This window comes from Nonomuraea sp. NPDC004702 (genome assembly GCF_053601695.1).
Map to the genome: position 1 here is coordinate 1 of NZ_JBSGCE010000142.1, position 11,187 is coordinate 11,187.

The 11,187-nt window shown below is 73.3% G+C and carries 10 protein-coding genes and 1 pseudogene; 2 read left to right on the forward strand and 9 right to left on the reverse strand.

Going from position 1 to position 11,187, the window contains the following annotated elements; all coding sequences use genetic code 11:
• The 5 genes and pseudogenes from ACWEJ6_RS53295 to ACWEJ6_RS53315 form a co-directional block, all read right to left on the reverse strand.
• Window positions 1-505: pseudogene (locus ACWEJ6_RS53295) on the reverse strand (hypothetical protein); the annotation flags it as partial.
• A gap of 34 nt (window positions 506-539) precedes the next feature.
• A complete protein-coding gene (locus tag ACWEJ6_RS53300; RefSeq protein ID WP_352327424.1) occupies window positions 540-977 on the reverse strand; it encodes a Fur family transcriptional regulator in 438 nt (145 codons plus the stop codon).
• 95 nt (window positions 978-1,072) lie between these two features.
• On the reverse strand, window positions 1,073-2,698 hold the full coding sequence (locus tag ACWEJ6_RS53305) for an ABC-F family ATP-binding cassette domain-containing protein (RefSeq protein WP_452433358.1): 1,626 nt from the start codon (window positions 2,696-2,698) through the stop codon (window positions 1,073-1,075).
• A gap of 300 nt (window positions 2,699-2,998) precedes the next feature.
• Window positions 2,999-3,673, reverse strand: coding sequence for an ankyrin repeat domain-containing protein (locus ACWEJ6_RS53310; protein ID WP_452433360.1), 675 nt, complete (start codon window positions 3,671-3,673; stop codon window positions 2,999-3,001).
• Window positions 3,674-3,730: 57 nt separating this feature from the next.
• Complete coding sequence (locus ACWEJ6_RS53315) at window positions 3,731-4,288, reverse strand: GlcG/HbpS family heme-binding protein (RefSeq protein ID WP_452433362.1); 558 nt, start codon at window positions 4,286-4,288, stop codon at window positions 3,731-3,733.
• Between the two features lie 200 nt (window positions 4,289-4,488).
• Between ACWEJ6_RS53315 and ACWEJ6_RS53320 the strand changes: the two genes are divergently transcribed.
• Together ACWEJ6_RS53320 and ACWEJ6_RS53325 are read left to right on the forward strand one after the other, a co-directional pair.
• Window positions 4,489-5,685, forward strand: a complete 1,197-nt coding sequence (locus tag ACWEJ6_RS53320; protein ID WP_452433364.1) for a sensor histidine kinase — start codon at window positions 4,489-4,491, stop codon at window positions 5,683-5,685.
• The gene (locus tag ACWEJ6_RS53325) at window positions 5,682-6,305 is read left to right on the forward strand and encodes a response regulator (protein ID WP_387682403.1); all 624 of its coding nucleotides are present in this window, start codon (window positions 5,682-5,684) and stop codon (window positions 6,303-6,305) included. Before ACWEJ6_RS53320 ends, ACWEJ6_RS53325 begins: the two co-directional genes overlap by 4 nt.
• Before the next feature lie 40 nt (window positions 6,306-6,345).
• Here the strand turns inward: ACWEJ6_RS53325 and ACWEJ6_RS53330 are convergent, their stop codons facing one another.
• From ACWEJ6_RS53330 to ACWEJ6_RS53345, 4 genes are all read right to left on the reverse strand, one after another.
• A complete protein-coding gene (locus ACWEJ6_RS53330) occupies window positions 6,346-7,281 on the reverse strand; it encodes a TolB family protein (protein WP_452433366.1) in 936 nt (311 codons plus the stop codon).
• Window positions 7,278-8,468 carry an MFS transporter gene (locus ACWEJ6_RS53335; protein ID WP_452433368.1) on the reverse strand — a complete coding sequence of 397 codons (1,191 nt, stop codon included), beginning with the start codon at window positions 8,466-8,468 and terminating at the stop codon, window positions 7,278-7,280. Before ACWEJ6_RS53335 ends, ACWEJ6_RS53330 begins: the two co-directional genes overlap by 4 nt.
• Window positions 8,469-9,776 (reverse strand): discoidin domain-containing protein, encoded by a 1,308-nt coding sequence (locus tag ACWEJ6_RS53340; RefSeq protein WP_387682411.1) that lies wholly within the window; start codon window positions 9,774-9,776, stop codon window positions 8,469-8,471.
• Window positions 9,777-10,031: 255 nt separating this feature from the next.
• Window positions 10,032-11,093 (reverse strand): right-handed parallel beta-helix repeat-containing protein, encoded by a 1,062-nt coding sequence (locus tag ACWEJ6_RS53345; RefSeq protein WP_452433370.1) that lies wholly within the window; start codon window positions 11,091-11,093, stop codon window positions 10,032-10,034.
• Window positions 11,094-11,187 lie beyond the last annotated feature (94 nt).

Consider the following 11,187-nt stretch of genomic DNA (forward strand, 5'->3'; position numbering starts at 1 on the left):
GTGGGCGGTGGAGGCGCAGACGCTGCCGCTCGACGAGGGTTTCCCCGAATGGGGCGCACAGCAGGCGGCGGGCCTTGTCCAGGTTGCCGTTGTCGGGCCAGCTGTTGAGCGGCGCGAAGCGCTGCTGCCCGGACCCGGCGCCGCCGCGTCCGTCGCTGATGCGGTACGTGCCCGCGCTGTGCCAGGCCATCCGGATCATGAACGGGCCGTAGTGGCCGAAGTCGGCCGGCCACCAGTCCTGCGAGGTCGTCAGCACCTCGGCGATGTCCCGCTTGACGGCCGCGAGGTCGAGGGTCTTGAACTCCGCGGCGTAGTCGAAGTCCTCGCCGAACGGGTTGGCCACGGCCGGGTTCTTGGCCAGGATCTTGACGTTGAGCCGCTCCGGCCACCACTGGCGGTTGCCGCCGCCCTGGGTCGGGTGCGGGGCGCGCTCGTGCGCGACCGGACAGCCGCCCGAGTCCTCCGACTTGGCGTCTGTGACGATCGCATCATGGTTCTCAGACATGGGAATCCTTCCGGACGAGGCGGAATCTGGGTGCTCAGGAACTGCTGCCGGTGGAGCAGGCGGGGCACAGGCCCCAATAGATGACCTCGGCCTCGTCGATGGCGAAGCCGCGGTCGTCGGAGGCGGTCAGGCAGGGGGCGTGGCCGACGGCGCAGTCGACGTCGGCCACGGCGCCGCAGGACCGGCACACGAGATGGTGGTGGTTGTCCCCGACGCGGCCCTCGTACAGGGCCGAGCTGCCCGGGGGGTCGAGGCGGCGGACGAGCCCCGCGGCGGCCAGCGCGTGGAGGGCGTCGTACACGGCCTGCAACGAGATATGACCCACGCGCTCGCGCACCCCGGAGGCGATCGCCTCGACCCCGAGGTGGTCACCCTCGCGGACGGTCTCGAGCAGCGCGACCCGGGCGGCGGTCACCCGCAGCCCGGCGCCGCGCAGCTCCTCGGCGGTCGTCGGAGCCTTCGATGCGGTCATAGCCGCCAAACCTACCTATACAAACCTGAATGACACAAGAGAACGAACCATCCAAGTTTAGTAATATGTCCGGAAATAGCCCCCTACGGGGGACGTCACCCCAGCTCCGGCCCGCCGCCCTCCAGCAGCCGCCCGCCGGACAGCTCCAGCCTGCGGTCCACCCGGATCTCCGCCAGGAACCGCTCGTCGTGGCTGACCACCACGAACGCCCCCTCGTACGCGCCGAGCGCACTCTCCAGCTGGCCCACGCTGACCAGGTCGAGGTTGTTGGTCGGCTCGTCCAGCAGCAGCAGCTGGGGCGCCGGCTCCGCGCACAACACGCAGGCCAGCGTGGCGCGCAGCCGTTCGCCGCCCGACAGCACACCTACCCGCAGATGGGCCCGCGCTCCCCGGAACAGGAAGCGGGCCAGCAGGTTCATCCGCTCGGCGGCCGGCATCGCGGGGGCGAAGGCGGCCAGGCTCTCGGCGACGGTGAGGTCGTCGTCAAGCAGGTCGAGCCGCTGCGACAGGTAGGCCACCCGGCCGTCGGCCCGCCTGGCGGTGCCGCCGTCGGGCTCCAGGTCGCCGGTGATCAGGCGCAGCAGCGTGGACTTGCCGGCGCCGTTGGGGCCGGTCAGCGCGATGCGCTCGGGCCCGCGCACGACCAGGTCGATGCCGGGCTCGGCGAACAGGCCGCGGGCCATGAGGTGCTCGCCCTGGAAGACCGTGCGCCCGGCGGGCACGTTGGTGCCCGGCAGTTGCAGGGAGATGCGCTGGTCGTCGCGCAGGGCCCGGCCCGCCTCGTCGAGCCGGGCCTTGGCGTCGCTGACGCGGGCGGCGTGCGTCTGGCCCGCCCGGCCGGCCGACTCCTGGGCGCCGCGCTTCATGTTCCCGGCGAAGATGCGCGGCAGGCCGGCGTTCTTGAGGTTGCGGGCGGCGTTGCCGGCCCTGCGCTCGGCGCGCTCGCGGGCCTGCTGCATCTCCCGCTTCTCGCGCTTGAGCTCCTGCTCGGCCGTGCGCACGTTGCGCTCGGCGGCCTCCTGCTCGGTGCGTACGGCCTCCTCGTAGGCGGTGAAGTCGCCGCCGTAGAAGCGCACCTCGCCCCGGTCGAGCTCGGCGATGCGGTCCATGCGGTCGAGCAGGGCGCGGTCGTGGCTGACCACGAGCAGGCAGCCCTTCCAGTCGCCGAGCACGGCGTGCAGCCGGTGACGGGCGTCGAGGTCGAGGTTGTTCGTGGGCTCGTCGAGCAGCAGCACGTCGGGACGCCGGAGCAGCTGCGCGGCCAGGCCCAGCGAGACGATCTGCCCGCCGCTCAGCGTGCGCAGGGTGCGGGCGAAGTCGAGGTGGCCGAGCCCGAGCCGGTCGAGCTGGGCACGGGTGCGCTCCTCGATGTCCCAGTCGTTGCCGATGGTGGTGAAGTGCTCCTCGGCGGTGTCGCCCGCCTCGATGGCGTTGAGCGCGGCGATCACCGGGGCGATGCCCAGGACCTCGGCCACGGTCAGGTCGCCGGCCAGCGGCAGGCTCTGCGGCAGGTAGCCGAGCACGCCGTTGACGGACACGCCGCCCGAGCGCGGCCGGTGCTCCCCGGCGATCAGCTTGAGCAGCGTGCTCTTGCCGGCGCCGTTGGGGGCGACCAGGCCGGTGCGGCCGCCGGGCACGCTGAAGGACAGGTCGCTGAAGACGGGGGTGTCGTCAGGCCAGGAGAAGGACAGGTTGGAGCAGACGATGAACGCGTCGGACATGTGAAGAAGACCTCGACGGAGAACGCGGGCATGCCGAAGCCGCCCGGTGAAAGGACAGGGATTCGGGAAACGACGAACGCGGCCACACCGGCGGCGCTCACGCGCTCACGCCGGGGCCGATCAACCTCCGGTATCACCCGGAGATGTCGTCGTCACCTGCCATGTCTGGTCTCCTAGCTGAGGATCACAAGCATTTCACACCTTAGCAGGCGTCTGCCGCGCTCCGGACGCCTGCCTCCTGCGCGCCTGCCTCCTGCGCGCCTGCCTCCTGCGCGCCCGCCGAGGCCGGGCCCCGCCCGGTCAGTGGGCTCCGGCTGCGCGGAGCAGGGCGGCCACTTCTCTCTGGCCCTTGGAGACGGCGTGGGCCAGCGGCGTGACGCCGTCGCGGTCTGCCAGGTCGACGTCGGCCCCCGCGGCGATGAGCAGCCGCACGACCTCCTGGTGGCGCTCGCCGCCGTCGCCCAGGATGACCGCCTCCAGCAGGCCCGTCCAGCCCAGGTCGTTGACGTGGTCGACGTCGATGCCGGTCTTCAGCACCTCGCGCACGTACTCGACGTGCCCGCGCTCGCAGGCGGGGATGAGGGAGACGCCTCCGTACCGGTTGCGCCTGGTCAGGTCGGGCCCGGCGGGCAGCAGCGCCTTGAGCATCGCCACGCTCCCGGTGACGCCGGTGACCAGCCAGGGGGTGTCCTTCCTGGCGTCCTGGGCGTCGGGGTCGGCGCCCGCCGCGACGAGCACCTTGGCCACCTCGACGTGGTCGGCCGCCGCCGCGAGCAGCAGGGCCGTACGGCGTTGCCCGTCGCGGGCCTCGACGTCGGCCCCGGCGCCGAGCGCGTCCCGGACGGCGGCGGCGTCCCCGCGCGCGGCTCCCGCCAGCAGTTCCTCGTCGGCCATTCCCGCTCCCTTCATCTCGCGCCCGCCGCAGGCCGCGAGCATCAGACCGAGTCCCCAGGTCAGGATGGCTCGGCGGTTCATCCCCTCATCCTTCCGTCCGCCCGCCCCCGGCGGCGCGCCGGGGGCCGGTCCAGCCGGTCAGCGCAGCTGCCCGGCGACCGCCTTGAGGCCCGCCTGGGCGATGGACTCGTCGATGTCGCCGCTGGGGGCGCCGCCGACGCCGATGCCCGCGACGGGGGCGCCGCCCGAGGCGACCGGCACGCCGCCGCCGAGGAAGAGGGTGCCCGGGATGTCGGCGATGGACGGCCCGCCGCCGTTGATGCCCTTGCCCAGCTCGGACGTCGTCCGGCCGAAGGAGACCGCGGTGAAGGCCTTGCGCCGGGCCGACTCCTCGGTCTGCGGGCCCGCGCCGTCGCCCTTGAGCACCAGGCGGGTCGCGCCGGACCGGTCGACGATCACGACGGTGACGCGCTGCTTCTGCTTGCCGGCCTCCTTCAGGGCGGCGTCGGCGATCTTCAGCGCGGCGTCGGCGGAGAGCGTGCCGGTCTGCACGACGGGCTCGGCCGCGGCGACCCGGGCGACCCGGGCGCTGTGCGCGGCGTCGGCGGCCTGGGCGGGCGAGGTGGCGGCGACGGCGCCGGCCAGCACGGCCAGCCCCGACAGCGAGCCGGCGACCAGGCGAGTACGGATGTTCATGGTTTCTCCAGTTCGTCAGGACGAAGTCGGACACCTCTAGGTTTCCGGGCGGGCCGCCGCGGGCCATCGGGAGCACGGGCGATCCCCGCGCGCCGAGCGGTCGAGGGCCGGGTCAACCGATCGGTTGATGCGCCGCCGTCCTGGTGGGGGCCATTCTCGGGCAGGGGATAGTGTCGAAGGGCGCGGCGACGGGGAGGGCCATGAGGGAGCGCACCTGGCTCAACTGGGCCATGCACGTCGGCTTCTACCTGCTGCTCGCCGCCTCGGCCCTGCGGCTGGTGTCCCGCCACGGCATGAGCGCCCAGACGGTGACGTCGCTGGCCGTCTGCGGCCTGCTCGCGCTGGCGTACGCGGCCGGGATCGTCTGGTGGCACCGGCTGGGCCGGCAGGGGCGGCTGGTCTGGCTGGGCGGGGTGGCGGCGGTGTGGCTGGCGCTGGTGGTGCTGGCGCCGTCGTTCAGCTGGTGCGCGGTCCCCCTGCTCTTCCTGTGCCTGCGGCTGCTCAACGCGCACGGCTTCGCGGTGGCCGCCGCGGCGCTGACCCTGGTGGTGATCGTGGCCCAGCTGGAGATCGCCCGCGAGCTCGACGTCAGCCTGATCCTCGCGCCGGTCGGCATCGCGGCCATGACGGCGGTGATCTTCGGGGAGCTGCAGCGCGAGAGCGCCGCCCGGCAGCTGCTCATCGACGACCTGATCAGCACCCGCGGCACGCTGGCCGACTCCCGCCACCGCACCGGCGTCCTGGAGGAGCGCGAGCGGCTGGCCAGGGAGATCCACGACACCCTCGCCCAGGGCCTGACCAGCATGGGCATCCTGCTCCAGGCCGCCGACCGCATGTGGGCCACCGACCCGGCCCAGGCCCGTGCCCACGTACGGCGAGCCGCCGCGGCCGCCGCCGACAACCTGGCCGAGGCGCGGCGGTTCGTCCGCGACCTCCAGCCGCCCGGCCTGGTGGACGTCACGCTGCCCGAGGCCCTCGCCCGGCTCTGCGCGGACGCCGGCGAGACCGGGCCGCGGGTGCGCTTCCGGCTGGCGGGCGAGGAGTACCCGCTGGCGCCGGAGGTGCAGGCGGCGCTGCTGCGGGTGGCGCAGGCGGCGCTGGCCAACGTCCGCGACCACGCCGCCCCGGCGGCGGACCCGGCGGCCAGGGTGACGGTCACGGTGACGCTGTCCTACCTCGACGGCGAGGTGACGCTCGACGTGTTCGACGACGGCGTCGGCTTCGCCGAACCGGCCCCCGCTCCCGGCCGCGGCTACGGGTTGCGGGCGATGCGCGACCGGCTGGCGGAGGTGCACGGCGTCCTGGTCGTCGAGAGCGCGCCCGGCGAGGGCACGGCGGTCGCGGCCCGGGTGCCCGCCGCGTGGCCGCCGCGGGCCCTGGACGGCGGTGGGGCATGAGGTTGTTCCTGGTCGACGACCATCCGGTGGTCCGGGCGGGGCTGGTGGCGCTGCTCGGCGGCGAGCCCGACATGGAGATCGTCGGCGAGGCGGCCGACGGCGCCGAGGCGTTGCGCGGCATCGCCGCCTGCTCCCCCGACGTCGTCCTCATGGACCTGCAGCTCGGCGAGGGCGTCGACGGCGTGGAGGTCACCCGGCGGGTCCGCGAGCTGCCCGCGCCGCCGCAGGTGCTGGTGCTGACGACGTACGAGAGCGACGCCGACATCATGCGGGCCGTCGACGCGGGGGCCATCGGCTACCTGCTCAAGGCGTGCCCGCCGGAGGAGCTGTTCCAGGGCATCCGGGCCGCGGCCAGGGGCGAGAGCGTGTTGTCGGCCAAGGTGGCGACCCGGATGATGCGGCGCATGCGCGAGCCGGGCCCGGCGCTGAGCGCCCGCGAGGTCGAGCTGCTGGAGCTGCTGGCCAGCGGGGCGAGCAACCGGGAGATCGCCCGGCGGCTCTACATCACCGAGGCGACGGTCAAGACCCACCTGGTGCACATCTACGACAAGCTCGGCGTGGACACGCGCACGGCCGCGGTCACGGCGGCGGTCGAGAGACGCCTCATCCGGCTCCCCTGACCGCCCGGCCCCCGGACCCTGGGGGCCCCGTGACCGCGTGTCAGCGGACGGCGGCCGGGGAGCTCGCGCCGGGGATCAGCCGTCGGGGCGGGCCGCCGCCGACGTCGGCCGCCCACACGTCGCCGTCCTTGGCGTACATGACGGTGCGGTCGTCCAGCCAGGCGGCCTGGTCGTCGATGCTGGCCCGCTCCCCCAGCGGGGTCTCCCGCATCGTGGCCAGGTCCAGCAGGTGCAGCCGCCACGGGCCCGGCGAGACGCGTTTCTTGAACACCAGCCGGGTCCCGTCCGGCGACAGGGACGGGCACTCGGCGTTCTCCCTGAGCGCGCGCGCCCGCCAGGCCCCGAAATCGCCCTCCACCAGGTATGTCCTGCCCTTGGTCGAGACGGTCGCGTAGAAGCGGTTGTCGTCGGCGGCGAACGTGACCCCCCAGTAGTTGACGTCGGCCGAGTGGTAGCGGCGGCCGTCGAGGTAGAGCGGGATGTCCTCCATGTTGGTGACGAGGTAGCCGGTCCGGGTGTCGAGGATGCCGGTCCAGGTGGAGAAGCCGCCGGTGCTGTAGGAGTCGCCGGTGACGAACACCGTCCAGGAGGCCATCCGGCCGCTGGCCGACACGCGGGCCCGGCTCGGGACGCCGGCCAGGTTGATCCGGCGGGTCTCCTTGAGCGACCGGTCCAGGACGAGCGCCTCGGTCTTCGGCAGCGGGCCGGGCCGGGTGACCAGGCAGAGGGTGGTGCCGTTCGCCGTGTAGAAGCGGTCGCAGGCCCGGGAGCTGACCCGCGGCGGCGCGCCCGGGTCGGCGAGCGGCACGGAGGCGACGCGTCCGCCGCTGCGCACCAGCACCCGGCCCGGCTCGCCGGTGTCGAAGCCCGCGACGGCGGGCCCGGCCTGCCGCGAGGACGCCGCCCAGGTGGCGTACGCGGTCGCGCCGCCCGCCAGCAGGACCACCGCGGCCAGGAGCACGAGCACCCGTCTCATGGACGACCTCCTTGTGATCGCAGCGCCCGCCACGCGATCGCGGACGCCGTCACCAGCCCCGCGGCCATCACCGCCAGCGCCGGCCCCTCCCCCGTCCCCGCCCACAGCAGGCCGAACAGGATGGACGACAGCATCCGGGCCGTGGCCTGCCCGGTCTGGAGCAGCGCCAGCCCGCCGGTGCGCGCGCTCTCGGGCAGCATCGGCCCGGTCAGGGCCATCAGCACCCCGTCGGTGGCGGCGTAGAACAGGCCGTGCAGCAGCAGCGCGGGCAGCAGCCAGGCCGGGCCGATCAGCACCAGGTAGACCGCGAGCAGCGCCACGTGCCCGGTGACGAACACCGCCGCGCGCCCGAACCGGTCCGCCAGCCGGCCGAGCGGCACGGCGAGCAGCAGGTACGCGCCCGCCGTGCCGAGCGGCAGCAGCGGGAACAGCTCCGGCGCGATCGCCAGCCGCCGCTGCAGCACGAGGTAGACGAACGAGTCGCTGACCGTGACCAGGCCGAGCGCGACCGCCACCAGGCACGCCCGGCGGAACCCGGGTTCCCGCGTCACCGCCGCCCGCAGCCGGACGCGGACGGTCAGCGGGCCGCGCCGGTCGCGTACGTACAGGACCAGCAGCAGCACGGCCAGCGCGGCCACGCAGAAGCTCGTCACGAACACCGCGTCGTAGGCGCCGGCCGTCGCCGTCAGCACCGCGAAGGCGGCCAGCGGCCCGAGGAAGGCGCCCACGGTGTCCATCGCCCGGTGCACCCCGAACGCGCCGCCCAGCCGGTCGGGCGGGGCGCTCAGGGTGATGAGGGCGTCCCGGGGCGCGGTGCGCAGCCCCTTGCCGGTGCGGTCGGCGGCCAGCACCAGGCCGAGCGCGGCGGCCGACCCGCCGGCCGCGAGCAGGCCCAGCTTGCAGACGGCCGAGAGCCCGTACCCGAGCCCGGCGACCAGCTTGCGGCGGCTCCACCGGTCGGCGGCGTGCCCGCCGGCCAGCCTGACCAGCGCGGTGACGCCGAAGTACAGGCCGTCCAGCAGGCCGAACTGCACCAGGCTGAGCCCGAGCGTGCCCACCAGGTACAGCGGCAGCACCGCGGTGACCATCTCCGAGGAGACGTCCGTGACCAGGCTGACCAGGCCGAGCGCCACCACGTTGGCGGGCACCGCCCTGGTCAGCCGGGTGCCGAGAAGCGAGATGTACATCTAGTGGCAGGAGTAGGTCGGGCTGCTGTCCTTGACCGAGCCGTCGGTCCCGATCAGCTGCCAGCCGAACGTGCTGCCGGTGAAGGTCAGCTTCAGCACGCCGAACGTGCCGCTCAGCCGCTTCTGGCTGTTCGGCTGCACGTTCTCGATCTGGTACGGCGACGCGCCGCCCATCCCGCCGAGCACCTCGACGATGCCCTTCGCGGTGTCGGCCTGGGCGCTGGGGTTCTGCGGCCCGAACCGCTCGTAGTGGTGGTCGTGCCCGTTGAGCACGAACTCGGCGCCGGCCGCGTACAGGGCCTGCCACACGGGCTTGGAGACGGGGTCGTTGCCGTGCTCGCCGGAGCTGAACAGCGGGTGGTGCCAGTACGCGGCCACGCACGGCTTGGTGGTGGCGGCGAGGTCGCTCTTGAGCCAGGTGAGCTGGGCGGACTGGTCGAAGTGGTTGGAGTCGAGCGCGACGAAGTGCCAGTTGCCCCGGTCGTAGCTGTAGTAGCTCTTGCCCTGCGGGAAGGCGATCGCGCCGAAGTACGACTTGTACCCGGCTTCCGATCCGGCCGGGTCGTAGGTCTCGTGGTTGCCGGGGACGGGGTGGGTCTTGGCCTTGAACCTGCCCCACGTCTTGTCGTAGTAGTTGCGGAAGTCCGACAGCAGGGCGTCGTCGTACTGGTTGTCGCCCATGGTGATGACGAACTCGGGGTTCATCGACTCGACCAGGGCGGCCGTCTTCGGGTGCACGCAGGAGGAGGAGCTCGCGGTGCACTGCTCGGCGATGTCACCGGCGGCGGCCACGACGAACGTGTCGCCCGGCGGGTCGGTGGGCTGGGTGCCGCCGCCGTAGACCTGCATCTCCCACAGGGAGTAGCCGTAGTCGGTGCCGCGCGCGGTCCCGTACATGCGGACGTAGCGGCCGGTGCCGGTCACGGTGAGGTCGTCCACGCCGCCGTCGCCGCTGGTGGTGGAGTAGACGTCGGTCCAGGCGCTCCCGTCCGGGGAGGTCTGGATCTTGTACGACGTGGCGTAGGCGTCCTCCCAGGTCAGCTTGACCCGGCTGATCTGCTGGGCGGCGCCGAGGTCGACGCGCAGCCATTCGGGGTCGTGGCCTTCGGCCGAGGCCCACCGGGTGGCGGCGAGGTCGCCGTCGAAGGCCTTGGCGGCGGCGTAGGAGGTGGCTTCCTTGGAGGATGAGGTGGCGGGTTTGCCCTGTGACAGCAGCGTCTCGGCGGTGCCGGCCGAGGCGTTGGCGGCCACGAGCAGGCCGGCCAGCAGGCCGATCACGGCCATGACGGCCAGGCGGACTCTGGACATGGCGATTCTCCTGGGGGTGAGAGATCGGAGCACGGTCCGGTGGGCGGCCGGGGCAGGAGGTCATTCGCTGAGCGCGTCACATCCTGGGGAAGGAAGCCGCGCCGAGCCGCTTACCGGGATCGTGGCGTAGGGCGCTGAGGGCTGTCAATGAAGTTAGGAAGGTTTCTTAACCCTGTTGGGCGGGGTTCATCTGGGCGGCGCGCGGCACGGCGAGGGGGCCGCCCGGAGGCCGGGCGGCTGGTCCCGAGCGGGCCGTCAGCCCGGGGTCACCGGGACGTTCGTCAGCCCGCGGGTGGCGCCGGTGACGGTGTTGGAGGAGTGCACGACGTTGGGATCGGCCGCGCACTTCGACGTCGAGGTGATCTTGATGGCGTACCCGCCTATGCCGCCGAGATCGGACCGGTTGCCGCGCCAGACGTTGCCGCAACCGTTGAGGAAGGACGGCGTCGTGGCCGGATTGTGCGTCTCGTAGCCGTTGGCGAAGGTGCCGGGCGGGGCGAACGTGCCGGTGTTGTTCTCGATGGTGTAGCCGGAGCCCTTGACGTCCACCCAGGAGTCGGCGGAGTTCTGGCCGCTGACGCCGGTGCCGTCGAAGGTGTTGCCGCTGATCAGGCCGCCGCTGGTGCCCTCCTTGACGTCGATGTGCTCGGCGGCGACGTAGGGGCCGATGGTGTTCCCGGTGACCTGGACGCGGTCCGAGCGGTCCGCGCCGCCGGTGTTGCCGTGGCAGCCCCAGTTGGAGCCGGCCGAGCCGAGGTAGACGCCCTCGCCGTAACCGGGCTGGACGAGGCCGGTGTGGGTGATGCGGGAGCCGCGCAGCACGCCGTCGGACGAGCTGCGCCGGAAGTGCACGCCCTCGTCCTCGACGTGGTGCACGTACACGCCGTCGATGACCACGTGCGGGGAGGCGTCCAGGACGACGCCCTTCTTGGAGTCCTTGACGGTGAACCCGGTGAGCCGCCAGTACGGCGCCTCGTACAGCCACAGCCCGTAGCCGGAGTCCCAGCCGCCGCCGGGCGCGGGGCAGGACGGCGCGGCGCCGGAGGGACCGTCGTTGACCAGGACGGCCTCCGCCGGTCCGGTCAGCGTGATCGGGGCGGCGGACGTGCCGGGGCGCCGGGCGACGAAGGCGCCGTGGTACTCGCCGGGCGCGAGCCTGATGGTCTGCCCGGGGACCGCAGCGGCCAGCGCGCCGGCGAGCTGGGCCGCCGTGGCCACCTCGACCACCTCTGCACCGGTCTCTCCGGAGAGTGGCATCGCGGCGGCCGGGGTGGCGAGCAGGAGTGGCAGCAGGCCGGTCAGCAGGGCCCGTCTCATGGGGGTTCCTCCCTTCGGGGCCGGTGTTCAGTTCGGGGATGCCGTAGGTGACGAGGCTGTGGACAAGGGTGATCATAAGGTCCTCCGAAGTGCC